The 15549-nt window shown below is 64.9% G+C and carries 22 protein-coding genes; 7 read left to right on the top strand and 15 right to left on the bottom strand.

Translation table 11 applies throughout. From position 1 onward, the window contains the following. Positions 1–45: 45 nt before the first annotated feature. From M2339_RS13135 to M2339_RS13125, 3 genes are all read left to right on the top strand, one after another. On the top strand, positions 46–1368 hold the full coding sequence (locus tag M2339_RS13135; RefSeq protein ID WP_264588277.1) for a dicarboxylate/amino acid:cation symporter: 1323 nt from the start codon (positions 46–48) through the stop codon (positions 1366–1368). Between the two features lie 8 nt (positions 1369–1376). Next, complete coding sequence (locus tag M2339_RS13130) at positions 1377–2312, top strand: glutaminase (RefSeq protein WP_413714844.1); 936 nt, start codon at positions 1377–1379, stop codon at positions 2310–2312. A 77-nt stretch (positions 2313–2389) separates the two neighbouring features. Then, a complete protein-coding gene (locus tag M2339_RS13125; RefSeq protein ID WP_264588279.1) occupies positions 2390–4246 on the top strand; it encodes an ABCB family ABC transporter ATP-binding protein/permease in 1857 nt (618 codons plus the stop codon). A 1-nt stretch (position 4247) separates the two neighbouring features. Here the strand turns inward: M2339_RS13125 and M2339_RS16205 are convergent, their stop codons facing one another. The 4 genes from M2339_RS16205 to M2339_RS13100 form a co-directional block, all read right to left on the bottom strand. Next, positions 4248–4940 (bottom strand): methyl-accepting chemotaxis protein, encoded by a 693-nt coding sequence (locus tag M2339_RS16205; RefSeq protein WP_319801027.1) that lies wholly within the window; start codon positions 4938–4940, stop codon positions 4248–4250. 100 nt (positions 4941–5040) lie between these two features. Further along, entirely contained in the window at positions 5041–5571 is a 531-nt protein-coding gene (locus M2339_RS13110; protein WP_264588280.1) for a L,D-transpeptidase family protein, read from the bottom strand. Further along, positions 5568–6632 (bottom strand): GTP cyclohydrolase II, encoded by a 1065-nt coding sequence (ribA, locus tag M2339_RS13105; RefSeq protein ID WP_264588281.1) that lies wholly within the window; start codon positions 6630–6632, stop codon positions 5568–5570. Before ribA ends, M2339_RS13110 begins: the two co-directional genes overlap by 4 nt. A 13-nt stretch (positions 6633–6645) precedes the next feature. Next, positions 6646–7446, bottom strand: a complete 801-nt coding sequence (locus M2339_RS13100; RefSeq protein ID WP_181560868.1) for an exodeoxyribonuclease III — start codon at positions 7444–7446, stop codon at positions 6646–6648. A gap of 285 nt (positions 7447–7731) precedes the next feature. On the opposite strand from M2339_RS13100, the gene M2339_RS13095 reads away from it, so the two are divergent. Both M2339_RS13095 and M2339_RS13090 read left to right on the top strand, forming a co-directional pair. After that, the gene (locus M2339_RS13095) at positions 7732–8001 is read left to right on the top strand and encodes a hypothetical protein (protein ID WP_264606387.1); all 270 of its coding nucleotides are present in this window, start codon (positions 7732–7734) and stop codon (positions 7999–8001) included. A gap of 67 nt (positions 8002–8068) precedes the next feature. Continuing rightward, on the top strand, positions 8069–8554 hold the full coding sequence (locus M2339_RS13090; protein ID WP_264588283.1) for a vgr related protein: 486 nt from the start codon (positions 8069–8071) through the stop codon (positions 8552–8554). Positions 8555–8559: 5 nt separating this feature from the next. Here M2339_RS13090 and M2339_RS13085 read toward each other — a convergent pair whose 3' ends face one another. The 9 genes from M2339_RS13085 to M2339_RS13045 all read right to left on the bottom strand — a co-directional run bounded on the left by M2339_RS13085 (position 8560) and on the right by M2339_RS13045 (position 12224). Beyond that, on the bottom strand, positions 8560–9054 hold the full coding sequence (locus tag M2339_RS13085) for a flavin reductase family protein (RefSeq protein ID WP_264576861.1): 495 nt from the start codon (positions 9052–9054) through the stop codon (positions 8560–8562). A 133-nt stretch (positions 9055–9187) separates the two neighbouring features. Continuing rightward, a complete protein-coding gene (locus M2339_RS13080; protein WP_413714843.1) occupies positions 9188–9619 on the bottom strand; it encodes a SufE family protein in 432 nt (143 codons plus the stop codon). Positions 9620–9659: 40 nt separating this feature from the next. After that, positions 9660–9920, bottom strand: coding sequence for a hypothetical protein (locus tag M2339_RS13075; RefSeq protein ID WP_264571489.1), 261 nt, complete (start codon positions 9918–9920; stop codon positions 9660–9662). Between the two features lie 25 nt (positions 9921–9945). Further along, on the bottom strand, positions 9946–10245 hold the full coding sequence (locus tag M2339_RS13070; RefSeq protein WP_181560864.1) for a hypothetical protein: 300 nt from the start codon (positions 10243–10245) through the stop codon (positions 9946–9948). 29 nt (positions 10246–10274) lie between these two features. Continuing rightward, complete coding sequence (locus M2339_RS13065) at positions 10275–10577, bottom strand: cell division protein ZapB (RefSeq protein WP_264572317.1); 303 nt, start codon at positions 10575–10577, stop codon at positions 10275–10277. A gap of 83 nt (positions 10578–10660) precedes the next feature. Further along, the gene (pspC, locus tag M2339_RS13060) at positions 10661–11041 is read right to left on the bottom strand and encodes an envelope stress response membrane protein PspC (RefSeq protein ID WP_181560863.1); all 381 of its coding nucleotides are present in this window, start codon (positions 11039–11041) and stop codon (positions 10661–10663) included. Position 11042: 1 nt separating this feature from the next. Further along, entirely contained in the window at positions 11043–11309 is a 267-nt protein-coding gene (gene pspB / locus M2339_RS13055; RefSeq protein WP_181560862.1) for an envelope stress response membrane protein PspB, read from the bottom strand. A gap of 3 nt (positions 11310–11312) precedes the next feature. After that, positions 11313–11981 (bottom strand): phage shock protein PspA, encoded by a 669-nt coding sequence (gene pspA, locus M2339_RS13050; RefSeq protein ID WP_181560861.1) that lies wholly within the window; start codon positions 11979–11981, stop codon positions 11313–11315. Positions 11982–12047: 66 nt separating this feature from the next. Beyond that, complete coding sequence (locus M2339_RS13045) at positions 12048–12224, bottom strand: hypothetical protein (protein ID WP_181560860.1); 177 nt, start codon at positions 12222–12224, stop codon at positions 12048–12050. 182 nt (positions 12225–12406) lie between these two features. Here M2339_RS13045 and pspF point away from each other — a divergent pair, with 182 nt between their 5' ends. Then, positions 12407–13447: a phage shock protein operon transcriptional activator gene (gene pspF, locus M2339_RS13040; protein ID WP_264588285.1), complete on the top strand. Its 1041-nt coding sequence runs from the start codon at positions 12407–12409 to the stop codon at positions 13445–13447. A gap of 33 nt (positions 13448–13480) precedes the next feature. On the opposite strand, the gene M2339_RS13035 is transcribed toward pspF, so the two are convergent. After that, complete coding sequence (locus M2339_RS13035) at positions 13481–14044, bottom strand: urate hydroxylase PuuD (protein WP_264574156.1); 564 nt, start codon at positions 14042–14044, stop codon at positions 13481–13483. 247 nt (positions 14045–14291) lie between these two features. Here M2339_RS13035 and M2339_RS13030 point away from each other — a divergent pair, with 247 nt between their 5' ends. Beyond that, positions 14292–14903, top strand: a complete 612-nt coding sequence (locus tag M2339_RS13030; RefSeq protein ID WP_264588286.1) for a superoxide dismutase — start codon at positions 14292–14294, stop codon at positions 14901–14903. Between the two features lie 174 nt (positions 14904–15077). Here the strand turns inward: M2339_RS13030 and M2339_RS13025 are convergent, their stop codons facing one another. Next, positions 15078–15533 carry a universal stress protein gene (locus tag M2339_RS13025; RefSeq protein ID WP_181561548.1) on the bottom strand — a complete coding sequence of 152 codons (456 nt, stop codon included), beginning with the start codon at positions 15531–15533 and terminating at the stop codon, positions 15078–15080. Positions 15534–15549 lie beyond the last annotated feature (16 nt).

Here is a 15549-nt window from a genome sequence, read left to right as displayed (position 1 = left end):
CCCCGCACTGTTAGCCTGCCGCGCAACACCAAAAGGGGATCGAGCATGACCGAAGCCAGCGCGGGCGAAGACCGCAAGGAAACGCGCCTGCAATACTGGATGCTCGGCGGGTTCCTTGCGGGGCTGGTGTTGGGGCTGATCGTCCACAGCGTTGCAGCAGACGCGGCCTGGGTGGCGCTCGTCACCACTTATGTCACGCAGCCCATTGGCCAGATCTTCCTGCGCCTGCTGTTCATGCTCATCATTCCGCTGCTGGTCTCGGCGCTGATCGTGGGCGTGGCGGATATGGGCGAGGCGCGGCATCTCAAGACCGTGGGCCTGCGCACCTTGCTCTACACGGTCGTCGTTTCCAGCATCTCGGTCGCCATCTCTCTGGCGCTCGTCAATCTGCTCCAGCCTGGCGGCGGCATCAATCCGGCGCTGGCCCGGAGCATGATCGCGCAATCCTCGGAAGGGGCGGCCTCCATCGTGGCGCAGGCCGGCGAGTCCAAAACCGGCGTCGAGGCGGTGCTGGCGATCGTGCCGACCAACTTCGTCGCGGCGATGAGCGCGAACGACATTCTGGCGGTGATGTTCTTCGCGCTCTTCTTCGGCGTCGGCTTCCTGCTGGTCGATCCGGCGAAGACCGCGACGATCAAGGCCGGGTTCGAAGGCATTTTCGAGGTCTCGATGCGGCTCATCGGCCTTGTCATCAAGCTCGCGCCCATCGCCATCTTCTGCTTCATGTTCAATCTGGCGGCGCTGTTCGGCTGGGAACTGATCGGGCGCCTCTCCGCCTTCGTCTTTGTCGTGCTGCTGGCGCTCGGCATGCAGATGTTCGGCGTGTTTCCGCTCATCCTCAAGTTCATCGCAGGCAAGAATCCCATCGCCTTCTTCCGCGAGACCCAGGAAGCGAGCGTGATGGCTTTCGCCACGGCCTCTTCCAATGCGACCCTGCCCACATCGTTGCGGGTCGCCGAGGAGAAACTGAAGCTTCCGCGCCCCATCTCCCGCTTCGTGCTCACCATCGGCGCTACCGCCAATCAGAATGGCTCAGCCATGTTCGAGGGCGTGACGGTGCTGTTCCTCGCGCAGTTTTTCGGCGTCGATCTGACGCTGGGCCAGCAGCTCGTCGTGATGCTCATCTGCATCATGGGCGGGATCGGCACGGCGGGCGTTCCGGCCGGTACGCTGCCGGTAATCGCGCTCATCCTCGCCAGCGTGGGCGTGCCCCCGGCGGGCATCGGGCTCGTGCTGGGTGTGGACCGCTTCCTCGATATGTGTCGCACTACGGTGAATGTGGTGGGCGATCTTGTCGCGGCGCAGGTGATCGCCAGCACCTCACGCGATGAGCTGCCGCAGGAGCCGGCCGATATCGTCATCCATTGATCGCTCCGATGGCTGGCGACCTGCAGACAATCGTCGACGAGATCGTCGCGGCCATGGCGGCCGAACGGGATCGCGGCGCCGTCGCGACCTATATCCCCGGCCTTGCCAACGTGTCCCCGGACCAGTTCGGCATGGCCATTGTCGGCGCGGATGGGACCATCGCCATGGGCGGGGATGCGCGCACGAGCTTTTCGATCCAGTCCATCTCCAAGGTGTTCGCGCTCACCATGGCGCTCGGCAAGGTGGGGGACCAGCTCTGGAAGCGCGTCGGCCGCGAGCCTTCCGGCAATGCCTTCAACTCCATTGTTCAGCTCGAGGCCGAGCAGGGCATTCCGCGCAATCCCTTCATCAACGCGGGTGCGCTGGTGGTGGCGGACGTCAATCTTTCCGGCCATCAACCGCGCGAATCCATCGGCGCGCTGCTGCGCTTCGTGCGCTATCTGGCCGATGACGAGAGCATCGCCATCGATGAAAGCGTGGCGCGCGGCGAGGCGGAGACCGGCTATCGGAACATCGCGCTGGCCAATTACATGCGGGCCTTCGGCAACATCCACAATCCCGTCGAACTGGTGACGGGCTGCTATTTCCACCAATGCGCCATTGCGATGGATTGCGTGCAGCTGGCGCAGGCCGGCCGCTTCCTCATGCTGGATGGACGCCAGCCGGCGGGCGGGCGCGTGGTCTCGCCCCGCCGCGCTCGCCGCATCAACGCGCTGATGCTGACCTGCGGCCATTATGACGCCAGCGGCGACTTCGCCTTTCGGGTGGGGATGCCGGGCAAATCCGGCGTCGGCGGTGGCATTCTCGCCGTCGTACCCGGCAAGGCGAGCATCGCCGTCTGGTCGCCCGGCCTCAACGAAAGCGGCAACTCCCACCTCGGCACGCGCGCCCTGGAACGGCTGGCCGAAGCGACCGGCTGGAGCGTCTTCAGCGCGCGGGCGTGAGGAGGGCAGGGCCGCTCTTGCGCATTGGGATGATCACCACCCTTGGCAAGCGGTTGCCGCGCGCCTAACTGGCATCCATGCCACCGGACAATCAGGATAAGGATCTGCCCACGCCGCCCGCATGGGCGACGTTGCGGCGCTTCCTGCCCTATCTCTGGCCGGCGGGCGAACCCAATCTCAAGGCGCGGATCATCGTCGCGCTGGTGCTGGTGTTGCTGGGCAAGGCGATCATCCTCGTCATGCCCTTCGCCTATAAGGGCATTATCGACCGGATGGGGCCGGGGATGCAGGCGGGGGTGGCCGTCGCATTGGGGCTGGTGCTGGCTTATGCGGGCGCGCGCTTTGGCGGCGTCGTCTCTGACAATCTGCGCAATGTCGCCTTCGAGCGGGTCGGGCGCAATGCCCAGCGGCTGATGGCGGAGCAGACGCTGCGCCACCTGCACAATCTCTCGTTGCGCTTCCACCTCAACCGCAAGACCGGCGGCGTCACCAAGGTCATCGAGCGGGGCACCACGTCGATCGAGACGATGCTGCACTTCCTGCTCTTCAACATCGCCCCGACGGCGATCGAGCTGATCGCGGTGTGCATCATCTTCCAGGTCAAGTTCGGCTTCGGGCTGGTGGCGGGCACGCTGGTGATGATCGCGCTCTACACGGCCTTCACGCAGAAGATCACCGAATGGCGCAACGCGCTGCGGCGGGAGATGGTCGATCTCGATACCGGGGCGACGGCCCATGCCGTGGACAGCCTGCTCAACTTCGAGACGGTCAAATATTTCACGGCGGAGGACCGCGAGGCCGCGCGCTACGGGGCTGCGCAGCGCAGCTACATGAACGCGGCGACCAAGAGCAACAACAGCCTTGCGATGCTCAACATCGGCCAGGCGCTCATCACCAATGTGATGATGGGCGGCGCGATGGCGTTTACGGTGTGGGGCTGGGCGCAGGGCCGGTTCACGCCGGGCGATGTCGTGCTGGTGAATGCGCTGCTGATGCAGCTTTTCCGCCCGCTCGATCTGCTCGGCATGGTGTATCGCACGATCCGCCAAGGCCTCATCGACATGGAGGCGATGTTCAGGCTGATCGATACCGAGACCGAAATAAAGGACGTGCCCGATGCGCCGCCGCTTACGGTGACGGCGGGCGATATCCGCTTCGAGGACGTGGTGTTCGGCTATGATCCCGACCGGACGATCCTCAAGGGCGTGAGCTTCCATGTCGCGGCGGGTACGACGCTCGCGGTGGTCGGGCATTCCGGCGCCGGCAAGTCGACCATCGCGCGGCTGCTCTTCCGCTTCTACGATATTCAGAGCGGCCGCATCCTCATCGACGGGCAGGATATCGCCCGCGTGCAACAGACCTCGCTGCGCGCCGCCATCGGTATCGTGCCGCAGGACATGGTGCTGTTCAACGATACCGTCGGCTACAACATCGCTTATGGCCGCGACGGCGCGACGCAGGCGGATATCGAGGCCGGCGCGCGCGGGGCGGCGATCGACCGCTTCATCGACTCCCTGCCCAAGGGCTATGACACGCGGGTGGGTGAGCGTGGCCTCAAGCTCTCCGGTGGTGAGAAGCAGCGCGTCGCCATCGCGCGCACGCTGGTCAAGGACCCACCGATTCTGGTCCTTGATGAGGCGACCAGTGCGCTCGACAGCCGCACGGAAGCAGCGATCCAGACCGTGCTCGATGACGTGGCGGCGCGGCGCACGACGATCATCGTCGCGCACCGGCTCTCGACCATCGTCCATGCCGACAGCATCATCGTGATGGATGACGGCCGCGTGGTCGAGCAGGGCACGCATGCGCAATTGCTCGCGCTCGGCGGCCATTATGCGCAGATGTGGATGCGCCAGCAGGCCGAGCGGATGAACCCGGAGGCGGGATTGGCAGCATCCGAACCCAGCGCCTCGCTGGAGGATGCGGCGGAGTAGCTCAGGCGGCGATGTCCGGCGCGATGCTGTGCTTCATCATGTCCGCCGCGCGGGAGGTCGCGAGGCGCGTATCCCCGGCCAGCTTCTTCACCTCATTGGCGACGACCGCGAAGCCCTGACCGGCCTCGCCGGCGCGGGCGGCTTCAATGCGGGCGTTGAGCGCCAGCAGGTTGGTCTGGTTGGCGATGGCGCCGATCGTGGTCACGATGGCCGCCAGTTCGGCCATGGTGGACTGGAGCCGGGCATTGCCGCGCTGCAATTCACCCTGCAGGCGCTGGCTTTCCTCATAGCGGGCCTGCACTTCCTGTTCGAGCTGGACCTGCCGGGTGACGTCGGAGGCGATCTTGAGGATGCGCACCGGTCTACCCTGACAATCGACAACGGGATTATAGGTGGCCTGAAGATAGACAGAGGCGCCGCCGCGTGAGCGCCGCTCATAGCGGCCGGCGTGGAACGCGCCGGAGGTCAGTGTCCGCCAGAAGGCCGCATAGTCAGTGGAGCGCACGAAGGATGGCGCGCAGAAGATGCGATGATGCTCGCCGACCACCTCATCGAGGCGGTAGCCCAATGCCTCGAGCAGGACGTCATTGGCCCACAAGATGGTGCCTTCCGGGCTGAATTCGATGACGCCCTGGGACCGGCAAATGGCTTGCCATGCTGCGTCGGTCCGCCCGTCTTCGAGATATGCGTTCATGAATCACCTTGTGGTCGTCCCGGCAGGTGAGGCCCCTGTGGTTAAGCGCTGCTTACCATGGGGTGGTTTCGCGACGAGCCGTTGAATGCGGCAGGATGCGCTATCGCAAACGGAGCGTCGTGCCGGGGCGAAGCAGCCCAAGGACGGTGCGCATGTCGTCCGAGGCGATGGCGACACAGCCTTCCGTCGCCTTGGGCTGGCCATTCTCACCGATCACCCATTGGTGGAAGAAGATCGCGCTGCCCATGCCGGGCGTTGGCGGCGCATCATTATGGCCAAGGACGATGATGACGTCATAGGCCTGATCCGCGCGTGCGAGCAGCTCGTGGCTGGTGTGGCGCGGCAGATGGACGGGGCGGTTATAGGCCGGGTCGGCGGGATCGTCGCTCCAGCCATCGTCCGGCCGGACCCAGCGCCACGGGATTGCGGGCGCCTGAGCGGCATCGATGCGACCGGGGCGGAGCAGCGCGGCGCGCACTGGCCAATCACCGATGGGCGAGGCGCCGTCGCCCTCGCGCTTGTCCGCCGCAGCGATGAGCCCGCCCTTGCCGATGACACAGGCGCAGGACCAGTCGCCGATGGTCAGCCGCCCTGCCTTGCCATCGACCAGAATGGCCGGGGCCTCGCTCATAACTGGTGGCCGGTGCGGTCCCGCTTGGTCGCGAGATAGCGCTCATTATGGGGATTGGAGGGCAAAGCCAGCGGCAGCCGTTCGGCAACGCGGATGCCCTGCGATTCCAGGCCCGCGACCTTCTCCGGATTGTTGGTGAGCAGCCGGATTTCGCCGATGCCGAGAAGATCGAGCATCCGCGCCGCCACGCCGAAATCACGTGCATCGATGGCGAAGCCCAGGCGGACATTGGCGTCTACCGTGTCGAAGCCCTGATCCTGCAGCTGATAGGCACGCAGCTTGTTGATGAGGCCAATGCCGCGCCCCTCCTGTCGGAGGTAGAGCAGAACGCCCCAGCGCGCATGGGCGATCTCGTGCAGAGCGCCGTGCAATTGCGGGCCGCAATCGCATTTGAGCGAGCCGAGCACGTCGCCGGTCAGGCACTCGCTGTGCAGGCGGACGACCGGGGCGCTGCCGTCGCGCTCGCCGATGACGAGGGCGATGTGCTCACGCGGATCTTCCGGCGAGCGGAAGGCGATGATCTGCGCATCCACGCTGGCTTCGACGGGCAGCCGCGCGCGGGCGGCGATGGCGAGCCGGGTCGGGTCTGCATAAGTGGCGATGTCGTCCGCGCTCAGCTGCACCTCGGCCTCGGCGTCCTCAGATCCGATGAAGAAGGCGGGCAACATGCCGGCGAGGCGCGCAAGGGTGAGGGCGGCGGCGGCCAGGACCGGGTGCGGAACCGGCAGGGCGCGGAACGGGCCTTTGAGCGGCGTCGCGAGATCGCGCACCGGATCGGCAATGGCCATGGCGGCGGCCGGCGAATCGATCCAGCGCTCGCGGGCGATGAGGGCCGGCGCCTGTGGGTCCGCCGCCTCCCGCTGGTTGGCGAGCTTGAGCGTGACGGCCCGCGCGGCGGAGAGCAGCAGGGGCGCCTCTGCCGCCGGGTCGAACGAGGAGAGGCTCGTCGGCGTCGCGCCTTCCACAGGCAGCAGCGTCAGTGCGCCGCCTGCATCGACCAGCCGGACAGGCCAGCCGCGCCGAAGGGCATCGATGGCGCGAGCCGCAGCGCGCCCGTCCATTATCGCGCGCCCATCAGAAGGCGAATTCCGTAATCAGCGGAGCGTGGTCCGAGGGGCGCGTCCAGCTGCGGCAATCCTCGGCGACTTGATGCGAGACCGCCGTCTCCGCGAGGTCGGGGCTCAGCCACATATGGTCGAGCCGACGGCCGCGATCAGACTTCGCCCAATCCTGCGCGCGGTAGCTCCACCAGGTGTAGAGCCGCTCGGGCGCGGGCACGAAGCGCCGGCCAAGGTCGATCCAGTTGTGCGAGCTTTGGAGATGGCCGAGCAGGTCGCGCTCGATCTGGGTGTGGCTGACGACGTTGATGAGCTGCTTGTGGCTCCACACATCGCACTCCAGCGGCGCGACGTTGAAGTCGCCGAGCAGCAGGGTCGATCCGCCGAGCTTGCCGGACCAATCGATCATACGCTGCAGAAAATCGAGCTTCTGGCCGAACTTGCGGTTGATCGTGCGGTCCGGCTCTTCGCCGCCGGCGGGCACGTAGACATTCTCGATGCGCAGCCCGTTTTCCAGCCGCACGCCGATGTGGCGCGCCTCGCCATTGGCTTGCCAATCGAGTCGCTCGTCCTCACGCACCGGAATGCGGCTGACGATGGCCACGCCATGGTGCATCGGCTGGCCGTGCAGCACCTGATGATTATAGCCGAGCCGGCGGAACAGGCCCTCCGGAAAGGAGCCGTCCACGACCTTCGTCTCCTGCATGCACAGAACGTCGGGCTGATACTCGGTGAGGAAGCGCTCGACGATTTCGAGGCGGGCGCGGACGCTGTTGATATTCCAGGAGGCGATCTTGAGAGTCTGCTTGGTCGACATGGCCAAAGTCCCTAGCCGCCCTCGGCGCCGAACCCAAGCCGCGAAGCGATTATTTTGACTCGAACGGCTGTGCGCCGCGGCACCAGGCCGGGCGGATCGCGCGGACATCGAAAACCCCCGCTCCGGGGGGCATGGAGCGGGGGCTCGAAGAAAGCGCCTGAATTTTTGCGCATGTGGTGCGGGGCGAAGCCCGGGCAACAGGGGGGAATCCCGAGGTCAGTCCCCGCGCCACATCGCTTTTCTAAGTCAGCCCAGATGACCGCCCGATGAATGGACCTGTCAGACTTGGGCAAGATTGTCGGTTTTTACGCACGGGAAAATGCCGCGCGGGGATCACCCGTGAAAAAAATTCCGCCCGGATGGGGCGGGCGCGGGTTTGATGCCGATCAATGTCGGCGGCGCCGTTCGGTGAAAAGAGGGCTCATCACATGGTTTGCAGGAGCATTCGCGATGAACCTTCTTATGCAGTGGCCGGTCCTGACCTTCATCGGCATGGTTGCGGTCTTTGGCGTCATTCTGGCGGCGGTTTCGGTTCTCGATCTCAAGAGCGAGTGACGGTCGGCGGGCATGCGCCGGGACGGACGGGCCTTGCCGGTGAGGCAGGGGCGCCTATCTCGGCTGCATGGCCGTCCCATCCCAGCACATTGGCGCCGTCGATCGGCCGCTGTCCCAGCCGGAGCGCGCGCTGACCGAGCGCATGTTCGGCGATGCGATTGCGCTCGATGAGGTGCGAATTCGCAACCGCAAATGGTGGCCCTTCCAGCCGCGTGCCATCGTCATGGCGCCGCGGGGGCATATTCATTTCCATCCGCAGGGGCGCAGCTATTGCGATTGCTTCGGCGCCGGCGATCTCTCGGCACAAGGGCTGTTCATTCACGAAATGACGCATGTCTGGCAGCACCAGACCGGCATCAACCTGCTGCTGCGACGGCACCCGTTCTGCCGCTATGATTACGATTTCCAGCCGGGCAAGCCGTTCGCGCGCTACGGGATCGAGCAGCAGGCGGAGATCGTCCGCCATGTCTTCCTGATGCGCAGCGGGCGGCAGGTGCCGGGCAAGCCGTCTTTGCCGGAGCTGGAGGCGATCCTGCCGTTCGGCCGGGCGTGAGCCGGTCAGGCGGTGGCGTCTTCCAGATCGATCAGTCGGTGATAGCCACCGCGATAGAAGATCAGCGGCGAGCCCTCCGGCGCGCGCTCCATGGCCTGCACCGCACCGACGACGAGAAGATGGTCGCCCAGTTCGACAACCTTTTCGATCGCGCATTCGATCCATGCGAGCGCACCATCGAGAATCGGCAGGCCGCCGGGGCTGGTGCCATGGGCCATGCCCTCGAACTTGTCATCATGCCGCGAGGCGAATCGCCGGCAGGTCTCCAACTGGGCATTGCCCAGCACATTCACGCAGAAGCGGCCGGTGGTGGCGATATTGGCCCAGCTGCCCGAGCGCTTGTCGGGCAGGAAGCCGACCAGCGGCGGGTCTAGCGAGATCGAAGAAAAAGTGCCGACCGCCAGACCCCAGCGCTGACCGTCCGCATTATTTGAGGTGATGACGCATACGCCGGTGGGATAACTGCCGAGAACGTCGCGGAAATGCTTGGGATCAATCAATGCGCCACCTGTTTCTTTTGGCGCCCGCCTGTTCGTGACGGAGGCCGCATTCCAATACACTGCGGTGAAAACCGCTCACCGGTATGGCGCCCAACCTGCAAGCTGTGACGTGAGCCTGTCAACCGCCCCCTTTTCAACCCGCAGCATCCTCCGCCTGCAGGCGAGTCGCCGTTTCCCGGATCAGCGCGATCATGTTCGGCAGCCCTTGGGTGCGGTTGGACGAGAGCTGGCGCTTGAGGTCGAAGGGTGCCAGCGCCTGTTCGATATCGAACGTCGCGACCTCCGCCGGCATCCGGTCCTGCACGGTGAGGAGGACCAAGGCGATGATGCCCTTGGTGATGGCAGCGTTGCTGTCCGCCAGGAAATGCAGCGCGCCATTGTCCAGCCGTGTCGGGTAGACCCAGACGGAGGCGGAGCAGCCCCGCACGAGCGTCGCGTCCGTCTTCAGCGCGTCCGGCATCAGCTCCAGTTCGCGGCCCAGATCAATCAGCAGCCGGTAGCGCTCATCGCCTTCGAGCAGTTCGTAATCGTCCTGGATGGTCTGCAATGTCGTCATGCCGCCCATATAGGTCGCGGCGCGCGGGAGGCCAGTGAAACTCTGCGGATCAGACGTCGATGCCGGCGGCGATGGCCTCCAGCTTGCGGATGCGCTCCTTGAGGTCGGCCATCTCGATCAGCCCGCCGGCCAGGGGTGCGTCCGGGGTCGGCGCGCGCGGGGCGGCGCGGCTGGCGGCCATGTCCAGCTCCGCCCGCTTGAGCGCCAGCCATCCGTTCCAGCCCTTGAGCGAGGCCAGGGCGACAAGTGCGAATGATAAAGTTAGCGCTATCATGGTCATGGCGTGCTTCACGAGGTCAAGATCGGTCATGACTCTATCTCCTCCTGTCGATGTCTTAGTGGTCGGTCCGCGTGGGGATTTCGTGAGGGGCGGATTCAGCGCCGCCGAGCTGGTCGATTTCATGGGCCAGAGCGGCGCCGCGATCGGTCACGATCCGCTCCAGGACCCGCACCCGCTGCTCCAGCCGCTCGACTTGCGCGGCATATTGTGCGGCCTTTTCTGCGGTCTGTGTGCCGAGCACGTCCAACTCGCGCTCGCGCAGCTTCATCTTCTGCCGCATATATTTGCTCCAGATGCCCCCGATGACCGGGATGCCGACGACAATCATGAAGAATAACAGCATTGAAGCAGGCATGATGGGACTCCCGGCCAGTTGGATGGCGATCAGTTGGAGGGGGTGCGCAGGCTTTCGATCTCGTTGGTCAGATGAAGGGCGCTGTCGGTCACGATGCGCTCCACATTGGCCAGCCGATCCTTGACCGCGCCAAGCTCGGCACGCAGCTGCGCATTCTCTTGGCTAAGCAGCTTGATGCGCTCGCTGAGCTCCTCATTCTTCTGCGGATAGACGGCCTTGCCCCAGCTGTTCTCGAGCGGATAGCCGTGCCGGACGCGCAGCCATGTGTTGAAGACCCATCCGGCGATGGCCAGCAGGCCGATCAGTGAACTGGCGCCGACGATGAGCGGCATCGATTCGACGACGGCGTCTGCGGTGATAGGATCCATGGTTCAAATTTCCCTGTAATCGAGCGCTGTTGCGCCTCTCCCTTGTGTCAGCGCAGGCTGTCGATCTCGTCGGCAAGCCGGGTGTTGCGGCTGGTGTAGAAGGTCTCAATGTCGGACAGGCGCCGGTCGATGTCGCGGAACTTGCTGCGCACATCGCGGGTGGAGCGCGCCGGATTGGTACGCACGCCCTGCCAGAAGCGCTCGTCTTCCCGGTCGGCATAGAGGCCGGTCGGCTTGGGCTCGGCCATCCATGCGGCGAGCAGATAGGCGATCACCGTCCACGGGAAGCCGCCGGCCAGCGTCACGAGCACGGCGCCAATGCGGACCCAGAGCACATCGATGCCCATATAGTCGGCAATGCCAGCGCAGACGCCCATGGCTTTGGCATTTTTCTTGTCGAGGTAGAATTTGGTGCGGCGGGCGGACATCTCAGTTCCTCCTGTCGAAATAGGGATCGTCGCTCGCGCTCGGGCGGGCTGGACGGAAATCGGGATTGTCGGCGGCGATGATCCGCTCGACCGTCTGGAGGCGCTCCTCCAGGCGACGGGCGAGCATGTGCATTTCATCGAGCAGCCGTTCGTCCTCATCGGTGATCTTGGGCGCCTGCTTCCACTTGGTGACATAGTGGAAGATCAGCCACGGCATGCCGATGAACAGCATGCCGCAGATGACGATGGGCAGAAAGACGTCCTCCATGGATCAATCCTTCCTGGCTTGCGCGGCCTTGAGCGCCGCGAGTTCGGCTTCCACCTTGTCGGCGGATTGAAGCTCGGCGATTTCCTGCTCCAGCGTCTTGGGCTGACCGCCCAGACCCATGGCATCGGCCTCGCCTTCAGCCAGATCGACCCGGCGCTCCAGCAGTTCGAAGCGGGAGAAGGCATCCTGCACGCGCTCGCCATTGTACATCTCGCGCGCGCGTCGGCGCGTCTGTGCGCTCTCCATGCGGGCGACGAGGCTGTTCTGCCGGACGCGCGCCTCGCGCAGCTTGGCCTGCAGCTTGGCGATGTCTTCTTCGGATGCGGCCAGCGCCTCATCCAGCATGGCAATCTGCCCGCGCAGCTGCTCGGCCATGTCGCCGGCCTTCTGCTTTTCGACCAGAGCGGCCTTGGCAAGGTCTTCGCGATCCTTGGAGAGGGCGAGCTGCGCCTTCTCGACCCAGCTTTCCTGGAGGGCATCGAGCTTGGCGATGTGGCGGCGCATCTCCTTCTGGTCGGCGATGGTCCGCGCTGCCGATGCACGCACCTCGACCAGCGTCTCCTCCATTTCGAGGATGATCATGCGGATCATCTTGGCCGGGTCCTCGGCGCGATCCAGCAGATCGGTCACGTTGGCGGCAATGATGTCCCGGGTGCGAGAGAAAATACTCATGTACATACTCCAACTGAGGCGGTTCGGTCGGGGCAGCGGGGGTGTGCTGCCCCGACCTTGAAGCCGTCACACAAGGGATTGTGACGGCTTGTCCGGTGTGTTGTCCAGAGCCGCTGCAGTCGTGGCGGCAGGGTTGCCGGTGACAGCAGGGCCGACAGCGCCGATCACCATGATGGCGCTGAAAATGAGGGTAAGACATGCTGCGGCGGTCTGAGCACCGAAGCGGTCGATTGTGTTCAACATGGCGGTCTCTTCCTGATCCTGGTTGGGCCTTCAAATCCCGCTCATTGGCGGATTGCACAATGTATTGCAGGGGGCGTGCCAATTTCTGAGAAGCCCGGATTTTCGCCAACTTCTTCCCGGCCGAGGTGCGCGCGAAGCATTGTTTGTTGCAATGAGTTGGGAAATATCCCTAAAAGTTGGGAATGGAAAAGACGACGCATTTTGTCGGGGAATCCCTCGCCTTTCTGGATGCGGTCGAGCAGGCCGGCCGTGCGGCTGACCTCAACCGCCCGGTGCTGGTCATCGGCGAGCGGGGTACTGGCAAGGAGCTGATCGCCGAGCGCATCCATCGCCTTTCCCAGCGCTGGGATGGGCCGCTCATCATCATGAACTGCGCCGCCTTGCCCGAGACGTTGATCGAGGCCGAGCTGTTCGGTCATGAGGCCGGCGCCTTCACCGGCGCGACGCGGGCGCGGGCCGGTCGCTTCGAGGAGGCCGATGGCGGAACCCTGTTCCTCGATGAACTGGGCACGCTCTCCATGGCGGCGCAGGAGCGGCTGCTGCGCGCCGTGGAATATGGCGAGGTGACGCGCATCGGCAGTTCGCGGCCGCTTACCGTGGATGTGCGCATCGTCGGCGCGACCAACGAGCATCTGCCCGATGCCGTGGAAGCCGGGCGGTTCCGGGCCGACCTGCTGGACCGGCTCAGCTTCGAGGTGATTACCCTGCCGCCTCTGCGCGGCCGCGAGGGCGATGTCGACGTTCTGGTCGAGCATTTCGGGCGCAAGATGGCATCCGAATGCGGCTGGTCGTCCTGGCCGGGCTTTTCCAAGCGGATGATGACGGCGCTCAACGCCTATCGCTGGCCCGGCAATGTGCGCGAGCTGCGCAATGTCGTCGAGCGCGCCGTGTATCGCTGGCCCGACCCAGATCGGCCGATCGACGAGATCCAGCTCGATCCGTTCGCCTCGCCATGGAAGCCGCAGCCGATGCCGGGAAAACCCGCTGCCGCCAGCGCGGCGCCTGCCGCCGGTCCTTCCGAGGATGGCGCGGTCGAGGACGGGCGATTGCTGATCGCGCTGGACGATGTCGCCGACTTTCGCGGCGCTGTCGACGCGCATGAGGCCGCGATCCTGCGCCATGCGCTCCAGCGCCACCGCTTCAACCAGCGCGCCACGGCCAAGGCGATCGGGCTCTCCTACGACCAGTTGCGGCACTGCCTGAAGAAACACGCCCTGCTTTGAGGCGCTTGCCGCCTCGCGCAGGGCGCCGGCCGCTCAGCCGCCGTTGAAGTTGACCATGCAGTAGAGCATCGGGATCGACAGCAACGTGTTGGTGCGGCTGAAGATCATCGCGCGGGTGGCGGCGCTGGCCTTGGTCGCATCGTCGGCGGCCACCAGCCCCAGCGCCTTCTTCTGCGCCGGCCAGATCACGAACCACACATTGATCGCCATGATCACGGCGAGCCACATGCCCAGACCGATCAGTTGATAGGGCGCCTTGAACGCGAACGCCTCGTGCAGATAGCCGGTGCGCCATGCCACCAGCAGACCGGTCAGCACGGTCAGCGCCGCGGCCCAGCGGAAGAAAAACAGCGCGGAGGGCGCGATGAACTTGGAGACGCCCGGTTTCAGCTCTGCCGGGACCTTGGGCATGGTCGGGATCTGCACGAAGTTGAAGTAATAGAGCAGGCCGATCCACAAAATGCCGAAGAAGGTGTGCAGCCAGCGCAAGGCGGCGGAGACGGATTCGCCATTCGGGCCAATGCCGTAAATGACAGCCAGGGTCAGAATAACCCCGATCAGCAGGACGAGATGCAGATTGCCGAACAGTTTCGTCATGATGCTCCCCCAGTCGTTTGCCGGGTGCTTTGACCGCACCCTCCCCTAAAGCCGGTTATCGGCCATCGCACAGGCTATGCCAAAGTCGCGCCGCTGTCATATCGAAATTATATTTGGCGCTGATCGGGAGAGATGACTGGAAAGCTGCCGGTCTACGCGCCATCTGCTGCGGGCAACCGACACGAATCGCGCGCCTGCGCGTTTCGCCTGCAGAACGACTTTAATGCACCAAGAGGAGATTAGCGCCATGGCATTCACACTGCCCGACCTTCCCTATGCCAAGACCGCCTTTGGCGATGACATGTCGGCCGAGACCTTCGACTATCACCACGGCAAGCACCACAATGCCTATGTGACGAAGGCCAATGAGCTGGTCGCCGCCGATCCGGCCCTGCAGGGCAAGTCGCTGGTGGAGCTGATCAAGTCCTCCAAGGGCGGTCTGTTCAACCAGGTCGGCCAGATCTGGAACCACAGCTTCTTCTGGCAGTGCCTCTCGCCGGACACGCAGGAGCCGAGCGGCAAGCTGGCCGATCTCATCAACGAAGGCTTCGGCTCGACCGACGCGCTGATCGAGAAGCTGAAGGCCGAGGCCGTCGGCCACTTCGCCAGCGGCTGGGCCGCGCTGATCCTCAAGGACGGCAAGCTGGAAGTGACCAGCTACCACGACGCCGACTGCCCAGTGGCGCATGGCGATACGCCGCTGTTCATCCTCGATGTGTGGGAGCACGCCTATTACATCGATTATCGCAACGCGCGCCCCAACTTCGCAGACACGATCCTCAAGAAGCACGTCAACTGGGCATTCGTCGCGGAGAATCTGGACGGCAATGGCGCCGAACGGGCCAACCAGCCGGGCTGAACCCGCCGCAATCGGATTTTGAAGGAGGGGCTGGCGAAAGTCGGCCCCTTTTCATTGTCGTAATGAAATTAACAGTGCTCCTGCGAAGGCAGGAGCCCAGGGCGGCGAGGTTCGTCGGTTGCGCCCTGGGTTCCTGCCTTCGCAGGAACACGTTGCAGGGACACGATGGCCGACCTAACTCAGCCGCTCGATATCCTCGCGGCTCAGCGATCCGGGGATGATCATCACCGGGCAGGGCAGGGTGCCGGCATCATTGCCGGCAAAGTGCGCCACCAGCGGGCCGGGCGCGCCCTTGGGCGCCGCCCCGAGCACGAGCGCGGCGACCGTTTCGCCCGAGGCCAGCATCTCCTTCACCGATGCCACGGGATCGCCGACCTTCACCGTAATCGCGGGCTGGATGCCCGCTTCCGCCATCAGCGTGCCGGCGGCACTGGCCGCGAGGGCCTCGGCGCGGGCGCGGGCTTCCTCCTCCATTGTCGCCTGCACGGCGCCCCATTGGACGAATTCTGTCTTGGGCACGAGCGCCAGCATATGCACGCCGCCGCCCGTCTTGGCAGCGCGGCGCGCGGCGAACAGCAGGGCCGATTCCGCCTCGCTGCTTTCGTCCACCACGACGAGATAAGTCCGCATCATCGCCTGCTCCCCC

This window comes from Sphingobium sp. B2D3C, assembly GCF_025961835.1.
In the GTDB taxonomy this organism is placed as follows: Bacteria; Pseudomonadota; Alphaproteobacteria; order Sphingomonadales; family Sphingomonadaceae; genus Sphingobium.
This window is presented reverse-complemented; position numbering and strand designations above follow the sequence as displayed.

Coding starts and splice junctions, on each gene's coding strand:
- M2339_RS13075 (WP_264571489.1), bottom strand. CDS start 9,920: ATGACCGATCTTGACCTCGTGAAGCACGCCATGACCATGATAGCGCTA.
- pspC (WP_181560863.1), bottom strand. CDS start 11,041: ATGTCCGCCCGCCGCACCAAATTCTACCTCGACAAGAAAAATGCCAAA.
- pspA (WP_181560861.1), bottom strand. CDS start 11,981: ATGAGTATTTTCTCTCGCACCCGGGACATCATTGCCGCCAACGTGACC.
- M2339_RS13100 (WP_181560868.1), bottom strand. CDS start 7,446: ATGTCGACCAAGCAGACTCTCAAGATCGCCTCCTGGAATATCAACAGC.
- M2339_RS13130 (WP_413714844.1), top strand. CDS start 1,377: ATGGCTGGCGACCTGCAGACAATCGTCGACGAGATCGTCGCGGCCATG.
- M2339_RS13110 (WP_264588280.1), bottom strand. CDS start 5,571: ATGAGCGAGGCCCCGGCCATTCTGGTCGATGGCAAGGCAGGGCGGCTG.
- M2339_RS13090 (WP_264588283.1), top strand. CDS start 8,069: ATGGCCGTCCCATCCCAGCACATTGGCGCCGTCGATCGGCCGCTGTCC.
- M2339_RS13125 (WP_264588279.1), top strand. CDS start 2,390: ATGCCACCGGACAATCAGGATAAGGATCTGCCCACGCCGCCCGCATGG.
- ribA (WP_264588281.1), bottom strand. CDS start 6,632: ATGGACGGGCGCGCTGCGGCTCGCGCCATCGATGCCCTTCGGCGCGGC.
- M2339_RS13045 (WP_181560860.1), bottom strand. CDS start 12,224: ATGTTGAACACAATCGACCGCTTCGGTGCTCAGACCGCCGCAGCATGT.
- M2339_RS16205 (WP_319801027.1), bottom strand. CDS start 4,940: ATGAACGCATATCTCGAAGACGGGCGGACCGACGCAGCATGGCAAGCC.
- M2339_RS13030 (WP_264588286.1), top strand. CDS start 14,292: ATGGCATTCACACTGCCCGACCTTCCCTATGCCAAGACCGCCTTTGGC.
- M2339_RS13135 (WP_264588277.1), top strand. CDS start 46: ATGACCGAAGCCAGCGCGGGCGAAGACCGCAAGGAAACGCGCCTGCAA.
- M2339_RS13080 (WP_413714843.1), bottom strand. CDS start 9,619: ATGGGCGGCATGACGACATTGCAGACCATCCAGGACGATTACGAACTG.
- pspF (WP_264588285.1), top strand. CDS start 12,407: ATGGAAAAGACGACGCATTTTGTCGGGGAATCCCTCGCCTTTCTGGAT.
- M2339_RS13065 (WP_264572317.1), bottom strand. CDS start 10,577: ATGCCGCTCATCGTCGGCGCCAGTTCACTGATCGGCCTGCTGGCCATC.
- pspB (WP_181560862.1), bottom strand. CDS start 11,309: ATGGAGGACGTCTTTCTGCCCATCGTCATCTGCGGCATGCTGTTCATC.
- M2339_RS13025 (WP_181561548.1), bottom strand. CDS start 15,533: ATGCGGACTTATCTCGTCGTGGTGGACGAAAGCAGCGAGGCGGAATCG.
- M2339_RS13070 (WP_181560864.1), bottom strand. CDS start 10,245: ATGCCTGCTTCAATGCTGTTATTCTTCATGATTGTCGTCGGCATCCCG.
- M2339_RS13035 (WP_264574156.1), bottom strand. CDS start 14,044: ATGACGAAACTGTTCGGCAATCTGCATCTCGTCCTGCTGATCGGGGTT.